Raw genomic sequence first — 18936 nt, 5'->3', positions numbered from 1 at the left:
CCGGCTATGTCGATGGCCACCAGGGCCGGGGCCGAAATCACGCGACCGAGGAGTAGGCGACGATCCCGCGGCGGATGGATTCGAGTGCCTGCCGCGCCGTGCGCCCGACTGCCCCGTCCGCCACCACCGAGAGCTGGTCGAGCAGGTCGATGGTCTGCTTCGTCATGCGCACGAAGTCTCCGGCCGCGAGTTCCGATTCGAGCAGGACAGAGTCGAGGGAGACACCCTGTGCCCAGCGGTTCATGGCGAGCGACAGTCCGGTGGAGAGCGGATTGCTCCCGGGAAGCTTGTGCTCGCGCTCGATGTCGTCGAGCTTGGACCACAGGTCGGTCGTCTTCTCGAACGCGGGGCGGAAGGCGCCCTTCGGCAGGTAACGATCCGAGGTCTGGCCCTCGTCCCGCCGCGGCTCGTAGACCAGCGCAGCCGCCATGGCGGCGAGGCCGGCCGGGTCGAGGTCGTTCCAGACCCCGCGCCTCAGGCACTCGGCCACGAGCAGGTCGCGCTCCCCGTAGATGCGACGAAGCGTGCGCCCGTGAACGGATGCCGTCACCTCACCGTTCTCGGCCCGCAGCAGGTACCCGAGCTCGAGCAGCACGTCGGTGACGCGATCGAAGATCCTCGCGACCGCGCCGGTACGGGTGCGGATCTGGCGACTCAGCTCATCCGTCTGCTTCTTCAGCTTCCACCACCGCTCGGCCCAGCGCGCGTGCACCTCCCGGTCGTTGCAGGTGTGGCAGGGATGCTGCTTCAGCCGCTTGCGCAGGGTCGCGAGCTGGTTCTGGCGCTTGTCGCGCTCGCCACGGCTCTGCAGGTCGGCTCGGATCGATCCCTTGCGTTCGAGGTCGGTGAGCTCGCGACGGATGCCGGAATACTCGCGGAAGTCTCCGAGATGGCACTTCATCGCGTCTTCGTACCCGCGAAGCGACTCTTCCTGAGAGCGCACCTTGCGCGCGAGATCCACGACGGCGCGGTCGGCCTGGAACTGCGCGAACGACGACTCGAGGATGTCGCGGGCGCGTTCCCGGCTGAACTGTTCGATGAGGTTCACCGCCATGTTGTAGGTGGGCGAGAAGCTGGAATTGAGCGGGTACGTTCGGCGGGACGCGAGCGAGGCGACCGCCTGCGGGTCGAGCCCCTCCTGCCACTGGATCACCGAATGGCCCTCGACATCGATGCCTCGCCGCCCTGCGCGCCCGGTGAGCTGGGTGTACTCCCCCGGCGTGATCGGCACGCGGGCTTCGCCGTTGAACTTCTCGAGCTTCTCGAGCACGACTGTGCGGGCGGGCATGTTGATGCCGAGCGCGAGGGTCTCGGTGGCGAAGACCGCTTTCACGAGCTTCTTCTGGAACAACTCCTCGACGACTTCCTTGAAGGCGGGGAGCATACCGGCATGATGGGCGGCGACGCCGCGCTGGAGGCCGTCCAGCCATTCGTAGTAGCCCAGAACGGCGAGGTCTTCGTCGAGGATGGTGCGGCAGCGTTCTTCGACGATGTCGGCGATCTCCTCGCGCTCGAGCTGGGTGGTGAGGCGCACGCCGGCCCGCAGTACCTGCTTCACGGCCTGGTCGCAGCCCACCCGGCTGAAGATGAAGAAGATGGCGGGCAGCAGGTTGCGCTCCCCGAGCATCTTCACGACCGCGGCGCGATCCATCTTGAGATCGTCGGGGCGTCCGCCGCGAGAGTGTCGCCGACCGACATCCTGCATCTGGCGCGAGCTGATGGTGCGTCCGCCGTACCGGGCCATCTGCACGAGCTCGGGGTTCACCCGGTGGGTCGGCGTGCCGGGAGGGTCCCCCGGCCCGGCCTTGGTGGTCGCGAAGAGGTCGATGAGTTTGGTGCGCATGATCACGTGCTGATCGAGCGGCACGGGTCGTTCTTCCGACACGATGACCGCGGTCTCACCCCGCACCGCCTGCAGCCAGTCCCCGAACTCCTCGGCATTAGAGACGGTGGCGCTGAGCGACACCAGTCGCACGGTCTGCGGGAGGTGGATGATGACCTCCTCCCAGACTGCCCCGCGGAACCGGTCGGCGAGGTAGTGAACCTCATCCATCACGACGAAGGAGAGATCCTTCAGCAGGTCGGAGTCGGCGTAGAGCATATTGCGCAGCACCTCCGTGGTCATCACCACGATGCGGGCGCCGGAGTTGATGTTGGTATCGCCGGTGAGCAGACCCACCTGGTCGGCGCCATACTCGGCGACGAATTCCTGGAACTTCTGGTTCGAGAGCGCCTTCATGGGCGCCGTGTAGAACACCTTGGCGCGCGGCTGCTGCATGGCAAGGAAGACGGCGAATTCCGCGACGATGGTCTTGCCGGCGCCGGTCGGGGCTGCGACGAGCACGCTGTCTCCGCGTTCGAGTGCTACACAGGACGCGAGCTGGAACGGATCGAGGTCGAACGACTGGTTGCCTCGGAACATCTCGACCCGTGGGGTTCCCTGCCGGGCACGGGACGCGGCGAAACGTTCGGCCGGGCTCAGGTCGCCAGTGGAGCGATCATCGGCACGCGAGCCGCGGGTCATGCGGCGGCCGCGCCGCCGAGGTCGTCGGCCAGGCTGTCCGCGCGCTTGGCGAGGATGCGGTCACGCCACCACGCGATCGTCGCGGCGATCAGGTAGAGCAGGATCATCGGCCCCGACAGCAGGAACATCGAGGCGACATCGGCCGACGGGGTCGCGAGCGCACAGAAGACGAAGATCGCCAGGATCGCCCAGCGCCAGCTGCGGAAGATGCTGACCCCGGATACGATGCCGAGGAAGTTGAGGAGCACGAGGAACACCGGAAGCACGAAGGCGATCCCGACGGCGAGGATGAGCTTGGTGACGAAGCCGAGATAGTCCTTCGCCTCGGTGATGGCGGCATCCTGGCTGGGCACGAAGGAGTTCAGCACGTCGACGATGTGCGGGAACACCCACCAGCCGGCGGCACAGCCGGCGAAGAAGAGTGGCACTGCGGAGAAGAAGAAGCCGAAGGTGTAGCGCTTCTCCTTCTTGGTGAGCCCGGGCACGATGAACGCGAAGACCTGGTACAGCCAGACGGGACTCGATGCGATGACGCCGACGGTGACCGCGATCTGGATGTGGACGTCGAAAGCCGCGCCGATGGTCGAGTAGTTGAGGGTCGTGTTGCCGTGGGTCTTCGCGATCAGCTCGATGGGCTGACGGATCGCCTTGAGTACCCAGTCGGCGACGACGAACCCGCCGATGGAGAACACGACGATCGCGATGGCCGAGATGAACAGGCGCTTGCGGAGCTCGACAAGGTGCTGGCCGAGGGACATCCGGCCTTCACTGCCCGCGCCCCGCTTCTTGCGGGAAGGCATGGTTTCGGTAACGAGCGCCTGCTACGGCTTGGCGGAGGGGTTCGTCGAATCCGTCTGCGCGCGCACGTCGGCGGAAGTCTCGTTGAGGTGAACGCCATCGGCCGGCGGCGTTGCCGTGCCCTGCGTCTTGGTGTCCTCCGACTTGACCTCGTTCTTGAAGATCTTCATCGACTGTCCGACGCTCTTGGCGAGCCCGGGAAGCTTGGTGGCGCCGAACAACAGCACGACGATGACCAGCAATACCAGGGCGTGCCAGCCGGTGAATCCACTTAACATGGGCGAAATCCTTTGGAGTCGAAATATCCGAGTTGGATGAGTTTACCGCCTATCCGGGCTGCGGGGCTGTCATTCGGCTTGGAACCACCGACGAGAATTCGCGTCAAACCTGGTGAGGGCTCGCCCGCGCGCGAGTCGCGTGTCGTGTCGTGCCTCACGCCGGGCCGTCGCGGCCTCACGAACCCGCCGACGCCGTGCCTGGACATCGGAGAGTTTCTGCAGGATGGCGAGCTCGGCCCGCTGCTCGTCGAACTCCGTCACCGCCGCATCCAACAGCTCGGACTTCTCGGCGAGAGCGCCGAGTTCGTCGAAGACGGACACCGCTTTCCGGAACAGTCGCCACGCCGAGACGACGAGCACGGCCAGCAGGGCGAGCACGAGGCAGGTCCAGATGATGAGCCACGACCACCAGGGCATCACGGTGTTGCCCCCGTCCCCGGGTCGGTCTCATTCTCGTAGCGGGCGGCCCCGGCCGCCGCCCAGTCTGCGACGGCGCGTCGTGCCTCGATCGGTTCGACGACGGTGACCATGCCGGGGAGCCCCCCGACCAGCCGCTTGAGCCCGTGATAGTGCGAGACTCTCAACGCGGTGCGGTTGCGGCCGTCCACCACTGTGGCACCCGTGCCGTCGGTGAGATAGTCGGCAAGGAGCGGTGCGGCCGACGGCGCGACATCGATCGTCACCACCAGGTCGTCCGCCGATCCCTCGAACAGGGTATCGGGCAGGTGCACGTCGGAAGCGTGGGTCGTGATCGGCTCGGAGGTGACGGTGGGGTTGCCGATGCGGTCGATGCGGAAGGTGCGCACCGCCTCGCGAAGGTGGCACCAGCCCCGCAGGTACCAGTCCGCATCCATCGATTCGATGCGAAGCGGATCGACCCGCCGGCGTTCCCTCTCGCCACGGGAGTTGATGTAGTCGAACTCGACCTGCACCCCCGACGCGACGGAATCACGGATGAGGGCGAGGGTCTCGTCGGATTCCGACCCCTCGACCGCGAACTGGCTGGGAAGACCGGATGCCCCGCGGGCGAGCTTGGCCATGAGGGTGGCGATGGCGGTGCGGTCCGCATTCTCGGGAAGGGCCGAGAGGTACTGCAGCCCCGCGATGAGCGCCGCCGCCTCCCTGCCGGAAAACCGTGGGGAATCATCGATGGCGACGAGGTTGGTGAGCACGATCTGGTCGTTCTCTTCGAAGTCGTCCCAGGCGAGGTCGAAGAGGTCGCCGTGCTGGTACTGCCCGGTCTCCCCCGGGATTCCGGAGACCGCGATCAGCTGCACCGCCTCACGCACCTGCTGCGCTTTGACGCCGAAGTGGTGCGCGGCATCCTGCACGCTGATGCGCTCGTGCTCCATGAGGAAGGGTACGAGAGAGAGCAGGAACGCGAGTTTGTCCTGCGCCTGCAACGCGGACTGCCGCTCAGCCATTCTGGGTTCCCCCCTCTGCCATGTCGGAGTGCTCGGCGACGGTCCGAAGCAGTCGGGTGTGTACCGCTTCCCGCAGCACCGGCGGAGAGAGCACGAGGGCTTCCGGCCCGTAGCCGGCCAGCTCGTCGGCGAAGATGTTGGCGTCAGAGTAGTGCAGGCGGAGTGCCCCGGAGGGCAGGCGGGTGGTGCCGCGTCGTTTCAACAGCCGGGTCGCGGCGTCCGAGCCGGACACGACCTCGACATCCGCGGTGTGCGATTCCCAGACCTCGTCGAGTTCGTCGAGAGCCCGCGCCGTCTGGTCACCACTCGGGGCGGGGAAGGTCGTGCCGGTCGTGGTCACCTGGCTCACGATGCGCCGAAGCAGGAATGTCTTGGTGATGTCGGTGCCCGGTTCGAGAGCGTGAAGATGCCAGCGGCCCTGGTGCTGCACGAGCGCGAGGGGGGCGAGCTCTCGGACCCGGGCCTCGGCCTCGCCGGGCTTCAGGTAGGCGAAGCGCACGATGGCATTGCGTTCGAGGGCCGCACGCAGGGGCTCGAATGCGGCATCCCGCACCCTGATGCGCGGCGCGTAGCCCAGTACCGGCTCGTCCGAGACGAGGCCGAGTCCCTTCAGCTTGATGACCGCGCGGCGTGATTCGCCCGAGAGTGAACCCTCACGCCAGACCATCGCGGCGAGGTTGAGCAGCGTCGTCTCCTCCGCTGAGAAAGTGATGTCGCCCGGCAGCTCGTAGCTTCCCCGGGGGATGCGGTAACGCAGGTTCTGGTTGTTGCCGGCCTGGCCCGGTGAGTCCACGGTCTCCAGCGGGACACCGAGGTCGCGGATGTCGTCTTTGTCACGTTCGAACTGGCGCTCGAGGTTGGCGTTGTCACCCCCTGCGCGGTAGCGCTGGCGGTAGCCCTGCACGGTGGAGAGCACTTCGTTCTTGGTGAGGCCGGTCTCGGTCGCGAGGAGAGCGAGGACAAGACTGAACAGCCGCTCCTCAACGGGGATTCTGGAGACGCTTGCAGCTGGCACGGGCAATCCTGGTCTGGAATGAACTCGGAAGACACTCGGCCTGTGTCCGGATGGGACCGGCGCACCGGTCGGGTGGTAACTTACCCGGCGATGCCGAGGATGTCCACGACGTAGACGGCCGCGTCGTCGGCAGGAGCCTTGCCGGAGCCGTCTGCGACTGCGGCGGCCTTGGGTGGTAGCACCGCGAGAATCTGCGAACCGACCCGCTGGCCGATCAATGCCTTGCTCAGGCCGGTCGAGACGGTGGCCGAGCCGACCTGGAGAACCGATGCCTGGTGATCGGTCCAGGTGGAATCGAAGACGGTCTTGGAATTCCAGCCGATGCCGGTGTACTTGACCACCAGGAACTGATCGCTCTTCACCTTCGCGCCCGAGCCCTGCTTCAGCACGTTGACGGTGGAGCTCTTCGGCGGGGTGCGGTCGGGAACGCTGATGCCCGGGGTGCCGTCGGCGGTGAGGACGACCGCGGGCATGCCATTGACTGGGATCTGGTCGGCACCGTTCGCCTTGGGCAGGTAGGCACCCTTCACATCGACGACATAGACGAATGAGTCGTCCTTGCCGATGTTGTTGGCGGAGTCGGCGGCGCCGTTATGACTGTCCTTCGCCGAGCCGACGATCGCGATGCGGGATCCCACCTGCGCGCACTCGAGGCCCTCGCTGATGGCCGGGAAGCTGGACTTTCCCGCCGTGATGATGCTCCCGCCGGTGGCGGCGTAACTAGTCTTCTGCAGGGGCGCGGCATCCGCACCGTTCAGGATCGTCACATCGAGGATCACCGGCTGGCCGGCCGTGATCGGTGCGCCCTTGCCCGCGATCAGAGTTGAGGCCTCGCTGGTCTTCGTGTAGAGCGGGGTGGGGAAGTCCACCTTCGGAGCCGACCCCAGTTTGCCCGGTGCCGTGACGACGGCCGAGGCGGTTCCCGGCGTGATGGCCGGATCGCACCCGGCGACGCTCGATGCCGTGCCGGAGCACGCCGTCAGGCCGCCGAGAAGGGCGATGGCAGCAATCAGCGCTGTGGACTTACGCACGAATCCTCATTTCGATCGAGCTCGTGGAACGATGACAATTCTAGAGTGAGTCGACGGACGGCTCGTCCGCCCCAGGGCTTCTCGGCGCTGTTTCGACCGGCGCTGTCTCGACCGGCGCTGTTTCCGGCGGTGCTGTTGCAGCTGCCCTGGCGTGACCCGCCGTCGTCTGAGCGGCGCGGGCGGTCTTGCGCAGCCGCTTGTCGGTGACCGAACGCTCGCCGAGCGCACCCGGGGTCCAGGCCTCGACGTCCTCGTCGGTGTAGTCGGACTTCGACAGCCGACGCTTGAGCTGCGGCAGGACGGTGTCCGGTGCAAGCCTGCGGGCAGTGAGCAGGAATCCGGTGTGGGCGACCATCCGATGATCGGGACGCACCGCGAGGCCCTCGACGTGCCAGCCGCGCACGATGGTCTCGGAGGAGTCCGGATCGGTGAACAGTCCCGTGCCGCGCACGGCTTCGGCGACCCGGGAGAGCTGGGTGACCGTGGCGATGTAGCAGAGCAGCAGCCCACCGGGCGCGAGTGCGTCGGCAACGACACCCAGGCACTCCCAGGGCGCGAGCATATCGAGTACGACGCGGTCGACGGACCCGTTCTCGACAGCGCCGGGGAGGGACTCGACGAGGTCGCCGACGGCGACGGTCCAGTTCTCCGGTTCGGCGCCGAGGAAGGAGACGACATTGCCGCGAGCCACGTCGGCGAATTCCTCACGACGTTCGAACGAGGTGAGCGTGCCGGTCGGCCCGATCGCACGCAGCAGCCAGAGGCTGAGGGCACCCGATCCGACCCCGGCTTCGACGACTGTCGCCCCCGGGAAGACGTCGCCGAGACTCAAGATCTGAGCGGCATCCTTCGGATAGATGATGGCCGCACCCCGGGGCATCGACATGACGAAATCGCCGAGAAGCGGCCGCAGCGCGAGGTACTCGTCGCCGTTGGTCGCGGTGACGACCGAGGCATCCGGCAGCCCGATCAGCGCGTCGTGGTCGACCATTCCGCGGTGGGTGTGGAAGACCTTGCCGGCCTCGAGGGTGATCGTGTTGAGGCGGCCCTTCGGCCCGGTGAGCTGCACGCGGTCTCCCGCGCGGAATGGGCCGCTTTGGCGGCGAACGGCGGTCATGCGGCGTCCGTTCGGTGGGAATGGAGAAGTTCGGAGATGTCGGTGACGTTCCGCCCGGCGAGGGTGGGCCAGATCGTGTAGCCACGACCGTGTTCGAGGGGTGAGTGGAGCGGCACGCCGATGGCGACGGTGCCGGCTGCGAGGGCCGATGCGAGTCCGGTGGTGGAGTCCTCGATCGCCACACAGTCGATGGCGTCCACCCCGAGCAGCTCCGCACCTCGGAGGTAGGGCTCGGGATGGGGCTTGCTGTGGGTGACGGAGTCGCCGGCGACTATCTGGTCGAATCCGGCGAAAGGCAGGAAGGAGGAGACGTGGTCGGCCATCCGGCGAATCGACATGGTGACCAGGGCGGTCGGGATGCCCGCGTTCCGCAGGTCGGAGAGCAACTCGAGCGCGCCCGGACGCCAGGGGACCCCGCTTTCGATCTGCTCCATCACCCGGTCGGTGAGGCGCTGCACGATCTCGTCCTCTGTGAGGTCGACCCCCCGGTGCTGGAGCACGCTGGCGGTGCGCCAGAGCCCCGAGCCGACGAGGGTGAGCCCGTCTTCCTGAGTCCAGTTGCCGCCGAAGGATTCGACGAGTTCCGCCTCGGCGGTGAGCCAGTACGGCTCGGTGTCGACGAGTGTGCCATCCATGTCCCAGAGGACGGCGGCGGGGAGGAGATCGGTCACGGGACTCAAGTTTAGAGGGACGGGGGTTCTATCCTTGACGAAAGGAAGTCGCGTAGGCCACAGCCGGCCGTCCACCGAAACGCGACACCAGAGGGTAACGAGTGTCAAACGCGGGAATGTTGAATGGGCGACTGCTTGTCGTCGCGTTCGAAGGCTGGAACGACGCCGGGGAGGCCGCGAGCGGAGCAGTCTCGACGCTCAAAGACCTGCTCGACCTGTACCCGATCGCCGAGATCGACGCGGAGCGGTACTTCGACTACCAGTTCAATCGCCCGACCGTCACCCAGGACGACGACGGCATCCGCCTGCTGGTGTGGCCGACCGTGGTCACTTACGGCCCGACCGGAGTGCTCGCCCAGCGGTCGCCGGAGTCTGCCGATGTCACAATCGGGGAGAACGCCTCCAACATCTACCTGCTGCTCGGCACGGAACCCTCCCGCAACTGGAAGAGCTTCACCGCCGAGGTCATGGCGACGATCACCGAGAACAGCATCACCGGCGTCGTCTTCCTCGGTGCGATGCTCGCCGACGTGCCGCACACCCGCCCGATCTCGGTGTTCGTGAGCAGTGAGAACGAGCAGCTGCGCCGTGAGCTCTCGGTGGAGAAGAGCTCCTACGAGGGCCCGGTGGGCATCCTGTCGGTGCTGGGAGAAGCGGCCGAGAAGGCCGGCATCCCGACGGTCTCGATCTGGGCGTCCGTGCCGCACTACGTGCACAACGCGCCATCACCCAAGGCGACCCTCGCGATCATCGACAAGCTCGAAGAACTGATCGACGTGGTGATCCCGCGGGGAGAACTCGTGGACGAATCCGCTGCCTGGGAGAGCGGGATCGACGTGCTCGCGAGCGAGGACGACGAGATGGCGACCTACATCGCCCAGTTGGAGCAGGCCAGGGACACCGTGGACTCCCCCGAAGCGAGCGGCGAGGCCATCGCCCAGGAGTTCGAGAAGTACCTCCGTCGCCGGGATGGCAAGGCGGACGGCCGCGGCACCGCCGGCCCCGGTGGACCCGGCCTTCCGCCGGACGACCGCGGCCCGCGCGAGTAGCTGACCCGCGGTTTCACGCGTTCCTTCCGAGAGCGTGCTCTCTTGGAAGAAGTTGGTACGGCTGCCGTCGCGGCGGGGGTTGCGCGGCCGGTCTTCTCGCGGCGGGGCTGTGACCGCTCGCGGAGGTGGTGAGGTCTCTCGGCGGGAGAAACGCCTCCCGCCGCGAGGGCGTATTCCCACCGCGACAGGTGTGCTCGCGCGATCCCGACGATTTGGAGGCGCCTCGACGACCAGGAAAGCGGATCACCCGGCCGGTCAGGCCGTCAGGGAGTCGGGCCATCAGTCCGTCAGGGCGTCCAACCGGTCAGGGCGCGAGCCGGATGCCGAGCAGCGCGTCGATCGCATCGATCGCCGTCATCGTGGCAGCGGCCCCACCGCAGATGCGGGCATCGATCACCGCGATCGCCCCGGCGGTATCCAGGTCGTCGGCGAGCCGTTCGCGCAGTTCGGCGAGGAAGTCGTCGTCGGCGTCACCGGTCGGTGCTGCCGCCCACGCCCCCCACGATGCCAGCCGTTCGTCGGCGATGCGGAGGTGGGCATCCGTCCACTCCCAGTCGCTGCGATAGCGCTCGGAGAGCAGGGCGAGCCGGATCGCCCGCGGATCTGCCCCACCCTCCACGAGGCGGGAGACCAGCACGAGATTGCCGAGGGACTTGCTCATCTTCTCGCCCTCGTAGGCCACCATTCCCGCGTGCGCATAGATGCCGGCGAGCGGATGGCCGGTGAGGGCTGCGGCATGTCCGGCACTGAACTCGTGATGAGGGAAGATCAGGTCGCGGCCTCCCCCATTGACGGTGAGCGGCGTCGGGAGGTGTTCGAGCGCGATCACCGAGCACTCCACATGCCAGCCTGGTCGACCGCGACCCACCGAAGAATCCCAGGCAGGCTCGCCTTCTCGCTCCGAGCGCCAGAGGAGCGGATCGAGCGGATCGCGCTTGCCGGGGCGTTGGGGGTCTCCCCCGCGTTCCGCACTCAGTTCGAGCATCGTCGGTCGGTCGAGCGTGCTCTCCTGGCCGAGGTGCCAGGCCGGTACGACGAAACCGCTGTCGAAGTAGACGTCGTCGGCGGCGTCAGGGCTCGGCACTGTGTAAGCGGAGCCATTGTGCAGGAGGATCTTCACGGCATCCGCGACATCGGCTATCACCTCGGTGACAGCGACGTACTCATCGGGGGGGATGATTCCGAGCTTCTCCATGTCGCCGCGGAACAGCTCGATCTGGGAGGCCGCGAGGTCTCTCCAGTCGACGCCATCGCGTGTGGCCCGCTCGAGCAGAGGGTCATCGATGTCAGTGGTGTTCTGCACATATCGCACCTCGAAGCCGGCATCGATCCACACCCGGATGAGGGTGTCGAAGGCGAGGTAGGTGGCGGCGTGGCCGAGGTGGGTGGCGTCATACGGCGTGATGCCGCAGACGTAGATGCTCGCCAGCGTTGGCGTGGAAGGGTGCGGGCGAGCCTCGACGAGACCCTGGGTCGAGGCATCGAAGATGCGGGGAACGGCTCCCGTTCCGGGCAGAAGGGGCACGGTCGGGCGGTTCCAGGATTGCACCGTTCAAGCCTAAGCGAGGGACTGCACGGCGGGGACCGGGAGCTAGCCGAACTCCCCGGACGAGGCCCACTCCTGGTCATCAATAAGATCCTGCGGAGAGAACGGGCGCGCGTGGGAGATCGGGAGGGCGGATGGCCCGGTCGGGCGGTCTGCTTCGCCACCGTCGGGACGGTGCGCGACGGTCGGTTCGGCCCGGGTGATGTCGGTCGTGGCCGCCGGAACCGATCCGTGGCTCTCGTCGAAGTGCCCGTGCACGCTCCACCTCCATCGGGGAATGGTCGTCCACGGGTGCGGAGGCCGGGTCACCGGGGTCGAGTCACCGGGACCGCGTTTTCGATGAGCGGCGGCGACGGGTGCCACGGTAGACCTGTCTCCCGCCGATTCATAGACCCGGATCGACTTAGAGGGAGAGAGTCTTGTGCACCACGCCGTCCGCAACGTCGCGCAGCGTGAGGTTATTGCTCCGCGCGAACTGGCGAAGGGTGTTGAAGGCAATGTCCATGTCGACGCCATGGATCTGGGCGATGACGCCTTTCGCCTGCTCGATCACCACCCGGCTGTTCAGGGCGGACTGCAGTTGCTGTTGCGTGAGCTGGCTCTCACGGGCGGCACGCCCCTGCAGGATGCCGATGGTCGCGACATCCGCGAGTCCCTGGGCCACAGAGGCATCGTCAGGCGTGAGCGAACCGGTGTGGTCGAGGAAGAGGTTGAGGGTGCCGAGGATGTCACCGCGAAGGCGCAGCGGCACCGCGTGCACCGCGCGAAACCCCTGCTCGGTCGCCTCGAGATAGAACTCCGGCCAGGTCTCTTTCACCGCCTCGACATCGGGGAGCACGTAGACAGTTCCCGTGGTGAATGACTCGACGCACGGACCGTTGCCCGAGCTCAGTTGCATGAGTTCGACCAGCCGGCTCTTCTCGCTCGTGGATGCGACGAGGGCGAGCTGCCCGGAAGAGTCAGCGAGCATTATGCCCGCGGCCGAGGCGGAGAGCAGGTTCGCGCAGGCCTCGACGAGGGTGTGGAGAAGGTCGACGACGTCGTAGCCCACCACAAGGGTGTCGGCGAGGGTGACGAAGGTGTCCACCAGTCGGCCTTCTCGAGTCTCGGCCATCATGCCCTCACTTTAGCGCTCCGGGAGGGGTGTTACCGGAGTCTTTTTGCGGGCGGAATGAGAGCCGCCGTTCCACGATCTCCGCGGCGATCTCGCGAACCGACAGGCTGCGCGAGAAGGCGTGTGCGCGCAGTAGCAGCAGGGCATCCTCCGCGGTCACATCGAGCTGCGCGATCACCATCCCCGTGGCCTGGTGGACCTCACGGCGGGAGTAGATCGACCCCTCATCGCTCGTGTCCTCCTGGTCGGTGAGCACTCGCCGCAACACCTGCCAGGCTGCGAGCGACGCGAGGCTGGAGGCATCCGCTATCGCCTCGGTGCTCATCGCTCCGGCGGCGGCGGTGTAAAGATCGACGGCTCCGATCTCGAGCGAGGAGACCAGGAGGGGAAACGCGAACATGGCTCCCACCGGCCGACCCTTGATCGCGCGGGCGAATTCGGGCCAGGTCGGCTCGTCTTCATCCTGGATGTGAGAGTGGAGCGCGGGCAGGTGGGATCTCATGGCCTCCCAGCAAGGTCCTTCTCCGAGGTCGAACTGCAACTCGTCGAGGTGTGCTGCGGTCTCGTCACTCGCGCAGATGGTGGAATGCGCTGTGGAGGCGCCGAGGAACGAGATGGATGCCCCGGTGGCCCGCGTGATCGCGAGGAACGGTGTGCAGAGGCTGGTGCCGCGTTCGAAGGAGAAGGCGATCTCCCGGCGGGCGGCATCGAGCGCCGGACGTGACGTCATCTGCGACCCCGCAAGTGCATTCACCCTCGATCGTTGTCGTGCCCTGTACGGATGCGATCGCGACGGAGACCGAGTCGGGGCCGGCTCAGGCCGCCTGCAATACCCCCGTGGCCAGAAGCACCACGAGGGTTCCGCCGAGAAGGAGACGGTAGATGACGAAGGGCAGGAACGATCGCTTCGAAATGTAGTTCATGAAGAAGACGATCACTCCGAGACCTACGACGAAGGCGACCACTGTCGACACGGCGGTCTCCCCCGCCGTGAAGACCTCGGATCCCGGTGACTTGATCGTCTTGTAGAGCTCGAACAGACCGCTGCCGAAGACCGCGGGGATGGCGAGGAGGAAGGAATAGCGCGCGGCGGCGGCACGCTCGTAGCCGAGGAACAGGCCCGCAGTGATGGTGCCGCCGGAACGGGATACCCCGGGGATGAGTGCGAGCGCCTGGGCCCCGCCGTAGATCGCGGCGTGCGGCACCGTGAGGTCGCGAAGGCGACGCTTCTTTGCTCCGACGTAGTCGGCGATGCCGAGCAGGATACCGAACACGATGAAGGAGATCGCGATGACCCAGAGGGAGCGGAGCGTGGTCTCGATGGTCTTCTGGAAGAGCAGGCCGAGCACGACGATCGGCACCGATCCGAGGATGATGAACCACCCGAGCTTCGCATCCGGATCGTTGCGCGGAATCCGCTTGAACAGAGACTGGAACCAGTGCGAGATGATGCGCCACAGGTCTGCTCCGAAGTAGACGACGACGGCGAGTTCGGTGCCCAGCTGGATGATCGCGGTATACGCCGCGCCCGGGTCCTTGCCGTCCAGGAGGAAAAGACCTACGAGGCGGAGGTGAGCGTTCGAGGAGATCGGCAGGAACTCGGTGAGACCCTGGACGATGCCAAGGATGATGGCGTTGAGCAAGCCCACGGACGGGTCCAATCAGTAGTCGAGAAGCAGGTCCCCGAGGACACGCCTGCCAAACACTAACGCGTCGAGCGGCACGCGCTCGTCAACGCCATGGAACATGGCGGGAAAGTCCAGCTCAGGTGGTAGCTTCAGCGGCGCGAATCCGTAGCCCTTGATGCCAAGCAGAGACAGAGCTTTGTTGTCTGTGCCACCGGAGAGCATGTACGGCAGCACCGGAGCGCCGGGGTCATGGGTGCCGAGAGCCGAAGTCATCGCCTCGACGAGCGGTCCGGAGAAGGCTGTTTCGAGGCCGATGTCGCGGTGAAGCACCACGATCTCGATGTCGGGACCGACAAGCTCCGCGAGCTCGGCGAGCACGGCGTCCTCCTCGCCCGGGAGCGTGCGGATGTCGATGAGTGCCTCGGCGGTGTCCGGGATCACGTTGTGCTTGTAGCCGGCGGTGAGGGCGGTGGGATTGGTCGTGGTGCGCAACGAGGCCTGGATGAACCGGCTCGTCGTGCCTGTAGCCAGGGCGATCTCATCCGGGCCCACCTTCTGCGGATCGACACCGAGGATGCGGGCAAGCTCGCCGAGCAGTTCGGTAGTGGTGTCGGTCAGACGCACCGGCCACTCGCGACGACCGACAGTCGCCACGGCCTCGGCGAGTTTGGTGACAGCGTTGTCGCGCATCACATGCGACCCGTGCGAGGCGGTGCCCCGCGCGATGAGCTTCACCCAGACCAGCGCTTTCTCGCCGGTCTGAAGGAGGTAGGCACGAGTGCCGTTCAGCGTCACCGAGTAGCCACCGACCTCGCTGATGGCTTCGGTTGCTCCGGCGAAGAGCTCTGGATGATTCTTGACGAGGTAGCCCGAACCCAGCACTCCCCCGGCCTCTTCGTCGGCGAAGAAGGCGATCACGAGGTCGCGAGACGGCTGCTTGCCGGCCCCGAGGATGTCCTCGAGGGCGGTGAGCATCATCGCGTCCATGTTTTTCATGTCGACCGCGCCCCGGCCCCAGAGCATTCCGTCTTTGATGACGCCGCCGAAGGGATCGACCGACCAGTTATCCGGCTGGGCGGGTACCACGTCCGTGTGGCCGTGCACTACGAGGGCCGGTTTCGAGCTGTCGGATCCCTCGACGCGGGCGACCACGCTCACCCGCCCGGGCTCGGACTCGAACATCTCGGGGCTGAGTCCGAGACCCGTCAGGTAGGCGGAAACGTACTCCGCGGCATCCGTCTCGCCATTGGATCTGCCGCCGCCGTAGTTCGTCGTATCGAAGCGGATCAGATCGCGGGCGATGCGCGCGGTCGCGTCGAGCTCTTCGTCGGGGCCGTGAGTATCCATGCCTCAACGGTATCGTCTCGGGGCTCCGCGCCCGCGTTCGAAAGCGACTCCACGCGCGTGCTAGTGTCATACCTCGGTGCTTCTGAAAAGAAGAACTGAGAGCGCGCGGATGGCGGAAATGGTAGACGCGCCAGCTTGAGGTGCTGGTGCCCGTTAGGGCGTGGGGGTTCAAGTCCCCCTTCGCGCACAGCGAGTGATTCAGGCTTTGGCCGAATTGCGATCAGAGAATGGCCCGAACGATCGGTTTACGATCGTGCGGGCCATTCTTGTTGGTGCTTCTCAAGCGAAATCGATACGTAGCGATCGCGTTATTCTCTTGAACTTCGCTCTAGAAACGGAAAATGGCGCGTCCGCGGGAATGCGGGCGCGCCATATTGTTCGGTCATGCTGTTCGGTCATGCGGTGGCAGATGATGTGTGACGAGCGGGTCAGGCGGCGTCGGGTGGGGCTAGTCGATGGCCCGGTCCGTCCTCCGTCGATGAGAAGTAGATCGACGGATGGTTCTTGTTCTTTGATGTGACGGGCTTCGTCGCGATTTCGTCTCTGAAGAAGTCAATGATTGAACGGAGGTTCTCGCTCATTGTTGCGATGGCAGAGATCAAGTAGGTGAAGGTGTTGCCTCGCACTTGGCGATTGTCGGCGTTGCCGAGGTCTTCGTATTGGCTTCGCTTGATGCTTCGGTTCGCGGATTCGACTGCGTTGCGTAGCCCGTAGATTTTCGTCCACTGTTCGCTCGCCCAAACGAGATGTTGCTCTCGTTTCAAACCTCCCCGATTGGCGTCGGCAAGGGCGTTCTTGTCCATGAAGTCGGAGAGGTGGAGAGTGATAGTCGTTCCCTCAGGTGCTCCGAATTGTGCCCTCCACTTTGCGAAGCCTGGGGCGCTAAGCGGCAGCAGGTATCGACGGTCGCCATTGGCGGCCATGAGTCCCTTCAGTTTTAGACGGTACTTATCGCGTTGCGTGAGCTGCTTTCTGTAGAGCTCGGACTCCATGTCGAACTCGGCGCGCAGCGCCTTCTTCTCCGCGGGCATGGCCCTTTCCCTCGCTTTGCGATAGGCGTCTCGCACAGCGAGGTAGTTCTTGTCAGCGCTACGAAGAGCCGCCGGCAGCGAGTCGATGTACCAAGATCCGCCGACCTGCACGAGGCCTTTTGCCGTGAACGTTTGCACGTCGAGCTCGGTGGTCTTGTAGTCGAAAACGAGTTTCACGCGGCTGTTCATGCGGAGGGGCAGGGCGAACTCGTCGATAAGTCCGTTCGGGTAGGCGCGGTCGATGATCAAGTAGTTGACCTTGTCACCGCGAGTTTGGATCGCTTCGACCAGACGGGCTGCTTCCCGCTTGATCTCGCTTGGGCGGTGGAAGCTGACTGCGACTGTCAGCAGCGGAAATGATTCTGACTCGGCAGCGTTCGACGCCATTCGGGCGACTTCGAGTTCGATGCCCCATTTTCGTTGCCCTTTGGGAGTGGCCTTCACTGTCTTCCCATCCGGGCCTTTCACTTTCGCCGTCACGTCATCGTGCACGTACGCGCCGTGGGCGCCTTCGGGCCGATAGAAGCCTCCGTCGTAGTTGCACGACCACCGATTCGATCTCAGGTTGTCGGCATTCGGATTTCCTCTCTTGCCCCCAAGTGCGATGTAGGTTGCGTCTACCGCGACGTTCCCATCCCATCTGGCTCGGACTTCTGGGGGAAGCATGAGTAGCGTCGCGCCAATGAGTGCGTTGGCGAGTTCGAACATGCGGTCATGTTTCACGCCGCAGTTCTGGGACTTGCGGAAGAGGAGAACGTCTCGGTAGTCGGTGGCGGTGAGAAGGTATTTTCGCGGGCCTGGGTACTGGTCTACTACTTTGATGAGTCGCTGAACGGCGGCCCAGATCCGGTCATAGAGGAATTCATCTTCGTCCGGGCTGTGTGTGATTCCGAGGACGGCCAGTTGGCGGGGGCTGAGCTCGGTAAGGGTCGTTTGAATCTCGGTGAGCAGCGTGGGGCGACCGAGGAGCTTTTGCAAGATCAACAACGCGAAAACGCTGGTCGCTGTGATTTTCGCTTTCGCGCCAGCCGGCGATTTTTGGTCTTCCGCTGCCCAGTCCCGAAGCAGTGCGGGTGCTTTGGAGAGTTTCATGATCCGGTCTACGTCAACAACTGCGGTGCTGATGCGCCCGTAGCCGGTGGCGCGGACGTGGTCGCGCATGGAGCGGCCGAATGCCTCTTGCATCCATTCTTCGGCTCTTGCTTGCTTGCTGGCCAGTGTGGGGCGCGCCATCAGATGCCTCGCAGCTGCGCGATGCGGTCCGCATCGCTGATGTCGGGAACGAACAAGGCGAGTCGGGAGATGGACTCCAGCGATTCGAGCCCGGCGGCTCGCATGAGAGTGGATACGTCGACGCGGTTTGTCAGGTGGTTGACGAGCCACGTGTTGCGTAACCGTCGGACAGTGACCGAAGGTGTCCCTGGCGGGACAGCCAATTTCGAGGTGAAAGCGCTGACGACGTCGTTGACGGTGCGGGTGCGGTCTGTCAGGAAGACCATGCGGTTGCCGTCAAGAGGCGATACAAGCTCTGCAAGCTGGCTGTCGAATGGGCTGGCGACGATGACACTGCGTTTGAAATCGCCGTCGATATGGACATGGACTTCGACGGCGCCATCAGGATGCAGCTCGACCCAGTCACGGCGTAGATGCGCAATTTCGATAGCGCTGAGTCCTGCGCCTGCTCCAAGCGCAATCAGAGTCTGGGCGCCATTGCGGCGGTACTGGGTGGACTGCCCCTCGCTCCACCGACGCAGGATCACCATGTCGTCAGCGGTATAGGGCGGCTCCATCCCCCGACCATTCAGAGGCTTACTGCGAATGGGATTACGGTCGGGGTTGACCACTTCGGCAACACGGATGATCCAGGCACGGTAGTTACGACGTGTACCGTCCGTCTTTCCGTCGATTGCCTCATCGATGTACGCCTGGACAGTCTCGGGTTCGAAAATCTCCCGCGTCGGTTCATGCCCGAGGACGAAGACGCACCAGTAGACGAAGTGCATGACGGGACGCATCAACGTTTCGGCCGAGTACTTGGTGAGTGGTTGCGCGAGCGTCACTGCGTCTTCGACGAACTGACGAATGACCGCCACCTTCGCCTTCGGTAGTTGCGGCGTGTAAGAGCGGACCTTGTCGGCCGGCCCCTCCCCCAGTCCGATACGCAGCTGTTCCATTGCGTCGCGGGCGCGTTCGGGCTGCAGCTCACTCATGTCGAACACGTCCCGGGCGCGATGGAGATCGGGATTGCCGGGATTGCCGAAGCGAAGGATCTCTGCGTTGTCGAGAACGAGAGGGGAAGGCGGAAAGTAGGAAGTTATGGTCACATCGATACTTGTGTGCGGCCACTCGCAGGGCCGCCCAGT

At 65.3% G+C, this 18936-nt stretch carries 18 protein-coding genes and 1 tRNA gene; 2 read left to right on the top strand and 17 right to left on the bottom strand.

Annotated features, from left to right (window positions below; all coding sequences use genetic code 11):
* Positions 1-37: 37 nt before the first annotated feature.
* From ACVXZ4_RS10215 to ACVXZ4_RS10175, 9 genes are all read right to left on the bottom strand, one after another.
* Entirely contained in the window at positions 38-2524 is a 2487-nt protein-coding gene (locus tag ACVXZ4_RS10215; RefSeq protein WP_461794742.1) for a DEAD/DEAH box helicase, read from the bottom strand.
* The gene (gene tatC, locus ACVXZ4_RS10210) at positions 2521-3324 is read right to left on the bottom strand and encodes a twin-arginine translocase subunit TatC (protein ID WP_461794741.1); all 804 of its coding nucleotides are present in this window, start codon (positions 3322-3324) and stop codon (positions 2521-2523) included. The genes ACVXZ4_RS10215 and tatC overlap by 4 nt, the downstream gene beginning before the upstream one ends.
* A gap of 21 nt (positions 3325-3345) precedes the next feature.
* Positions 3346-3600, bottom strand: a complete 255-nt coding sequence (gene tatA / locus ACVXZ4_RS10205; RefSeq protein WP_461794740.1) for a twin-arginine translocase TatA/TatE family subunit — start codon at positions 3598-3600, stop codon at positions 3346-3348.
* A 69-nt stretch (positions 3601-3669) separates the two neighbouring features.
* Positions 3670-4017, bottom strand: coding sequence for a hypothetical protein (locus ACVXZ4_RS10200; protein ID WP_461794739.1), 348 nt, complete (start codon positions 4015-4017; stop codon positions 3670-3672).
* Positions 4017-5024 (bottom strand): helix-turn-helix transcriptional regulator, encoded by a 1008-nt coding sequence (locus ACVXZ4_RS10195; RefSeq protein WP_461794738.1) that lies wholly within the window; start codon positions 5022-5024, stop codon positions 4017-4019. Before ACVXZ4_RS10195 ends, ACVXZ4_RS10200 begins: the two co-directional genes overlap by 1 nt.
* On the bottom strand, positions 5017-6045 hold the full coding sequence (locus ACVXZ4_RS10190) for a helix-turn-helix transcriptional regulator (protein ID WP_461794737.1): 1029 nt from the start codon (positions 6043-6045) through the stop codon (positions 5017-5019). Before ACVXZ4_RS10190 ends, ACVXZ4_RS10195 begins: the two co-directional genes overlap by 8 nt.
* A gap of 74 nt (positions 6046-6119) precedes the next feature.
* Positions 6120-7070: an FKBP-type peptidyl-prolyl cis-trans isomerase gene (locus tag ACVXZ4_RS10185; protein ID WP_461794736.1), complete on the bottom strand. Its 951-nt coding sequence runs from the start codon at positions 7068-7070 to the stop codon at positions 6120-6122.
* Positions 7071-7110: 40 nt separating this feature from the next.
* Complete coding sequence (locus ACVXZ4_RS10180) at positions 7111-8187, bottom strand: tRNA (adenine-N1)-methyltransferase (RefSeq protein WP_461794735.1); 1077 nt, start codon at positions 8185-8187, stop codon at positions 7111-7113.
* Positions 8184-8822 (bottom strand): HAD family hydrolase, encoded by a 639-nt coding sequence (locus tag ACVXZ4_RS10175; protein WP_461797956.1) that lies wholly within the window; start codon positions 8820-8822, stop codon positions 8184-8186. Before ACVXZ4_RS10175 ends, ACVXZ4_RS10180 begins: the two co-directional genes overlap by 4 nt.
* Positions 8823-8974: 152 nt before the next feature.
* Between ACVXZ4_RS10175 and ACVXZ4_RS10170 the strand changes: the two genes are divergently transcribed.
* Positions 8975-9907, top strand: coding sequence for a proteasome assembly chaperone family protein (locus tag ACVXZ4_RS10170; protein ID WP_461797955.1), 933 nt, complete (start codon positions 8975-8977; stop codon positions 9905-9907).
* Positions 9908-10211: 304 nt separating this feature from the next.
* Here the strand turns inward: ACVXZ4_RS10170 and mshC are convergent, their stop codons facing one another.
* The 6 genes from mshC to ACVXZ4_RS10140 all read right to left on the bottom strand — a co-directional run bounded on the left by mshC (position 10212) and on the right by ACVXZ4_RS10140 (position 15542).
* Entirely contained in the window at positions 10212-11456 is a 1245-nt protein-coding gene (mshC, locus tag ACVXZ4_RS10165) for a cysteine--1-D-myo-inosityl 2-amino-2-deoxy-alpha-D-glucopyranoside ligase (protein WP_461794734.1), read from the bottom strand.
* Positions 11457-11498: 42 nt separating this feature from the next.
* A complete protein-coding gene (locus tag ACVXZ4_RS10160) occupies positions 11499-11711 on the bottom strand; it encodes a hypothetical protein (RefSeq protein WP_461794733.1) in 213 nt (70 codons plus the stop codon).
* Positions 11712-11856: 145 nt separating this feature from the next.
* Positions 11857-12570, bottom strand: coding sequence for a GAF and ANTAR domain-containing protein (locus tag ACVXZ4_RS10155; protein WP_461794732.1), 714 nt, complete (start codon positions 12568-12570; stop codon positions 11857-11859).
* A 4-nt stretch (positions 12571-12574) separates the two neighbouring features.
* A complete protein-coding gene (locus ACVXZ4_RS10150) occupies positions 12575-13297 on the bottom strand; it encodes a GAF and ANTAR domain-containing protein (protein ID WP_461794731.1) in 723 nt (240 codons plus the stop codon).
* 85 nt (positions 13298-13382) lie between these two features.
* Positions 13383-14216 (bottom strand): undecaprenyl-diphosphate phosphatase, encoded by an 834-nt coding sequence (locus ACVXZ4_RS10145; protein ID WP_461794730.1) that lies wholly within the window; start codon positions 14214-14216, stop codon positions 13383-13385.
* Positions 14217-14228: 12 nt separating this feature from the next.
* Complete coding sequence (locus tag ACVXZ4_RS10140) at positions 14229-15542, bottom strand: M20/M25/M40 family metallo-hydrolase (RefSeq protein ID WP_461794729.1); 1314 nt, start codon at positions 15540-15542, stop codon at positions 14229-14231.
* Between the two features lie 103 nt (positions 15543-15645).
* On the opposite strand from ACVXZ4_RS10140, the gene ACVXZ4_RS10135 reads away from it, so the two are divergent.
* Positions 15646-15729 (top strand) — tRNA-Leu (locus ACVXZ4_RS10135).
* 241 nt (positions 15730-15970) lie between these two features.
* Here the strand turns inward: ACVXZ4_RS10135 and ACVXZ4_RS10130 are convergent.
* Both ACVXZ4_RS10130 and ACVXZ4_RS10125 read right to left on the bottom strand, forming a co-directional pair.
* Positions 15971-17806: a hypothetical protein gene (locus ACVXZ4_RS10130; protein ID WP_461794728.1), complete on the bottom strand. Its 1836-nt coding sequence runs from the start codon at positions 17804-17806 to the stop codon at positions 15971-15973.
* A complete protein-coding gene (locus ACVXZ4_RS10125) occupies positions 17806-18897 on the bottom strand; it encodes a hypothetical protein (protein ID WP_461794727.1) in 1092 nt (363 codons plus the stop codon). The genes ACVXZ4_RS10130 and ACVXZ4_RS10125 overlap by 1 nt, the downstream gene beginning before the upstream one ends.
* Positions 18898-18936 lie beyond the last annotated feature (39 nt).

It is taken from the genome of Lacisediminihabitans sp. FW035 (genome assembly GCF_054880895.1).
This window is presented reverse-complemented; position numbering and strand designations above follow the sequence as displayed.

Coding starts and splice junctions, on each gene's coding strand:
- ACVXZ4_RS10180 (WP_461794735.1), bottom strand. CDS start 8,187: ATGACCGCCGTTCGCCGCCAAAGCGGCCCATTCCGCGCGGGAGACCGC.
- tatA (WP_461794740.1), bottom strand. CDS start 3,600: ATGTTAAGTGGATTCACCGGCTGGCACGCCCTGGTATTGCTGGTCATC.
- ACVXZ4_RS10215 (WP_461794742.1), bottom strand. CDS start 2,524: ATGACCCGCGGCTCGCGTGCCGATGATCGCTCCACTGGCGACCTGAGC.
- ACVXZ4_RS10200 (WP_461794739.1), bottom strand. CDS start 4,017: ATGCCCTGGTGGTCGTGGCTCATCATCTGGACCTGCCTCGTGCTCGCC.
- ACVXZ4_RS10175 (WP_461797956.1), bottom strand. CDS start 8,822: ATGGATGGCACACTCGTCGACACCGAGCCGTACTGGCTCACCGCCGAG.
- ACVXZ4_RS10150 (WP_461794731.1), bottom strand. CDS start 13,297: ATGACGTCACGTCCGGCGCTCGATGCCGCCCGCCGGGAGATCGCCTTC.
- ACVXZ4_RS10140 (WP_461794729.1), bottom strand. CDS start 15,542: ATGGATACTCACGGCCCCGACGAAGAGCTCGACGCGACCGCGCGCATC.
- ACVXZ4_RS10155 (WP_461794732.1), bottom strand. CDS start 12,570: ATGATGGCCGAGACTCGAGAAGGCCGACTGGTGGACACCTTCGTCACC.
- ACVXZ4_RS10195 (WP_461794738.1), bottom strand. CDS start 5,024: ATGGCTGAGCGGCAGTCCGCGTTGCAGGCGCAGGACAAACTCGCGTTC.
- ACVXZ4_RS10170 (WP_461797955.1), top strand. CDS start 8,975: ATGTTGAATGGGCGACTGCTTGTCGTCGCGTTCGAAGGCTGGAACGAC.
- tatC (WP_461794741.1), bottom strand. CDS start 3,324: ATGCCTTCCCGCAAGAAGCGGGGCGCGGGCAGTGAAGGCCGGATGTCC.
- ACVXZ4_RS10130 (WP_461794728.1), bottom strand. CDS start 17,806: ATGGCGCGCCCCACACTGGCCAGCAAGCAAGCAAGAGCCGAAGAATGG.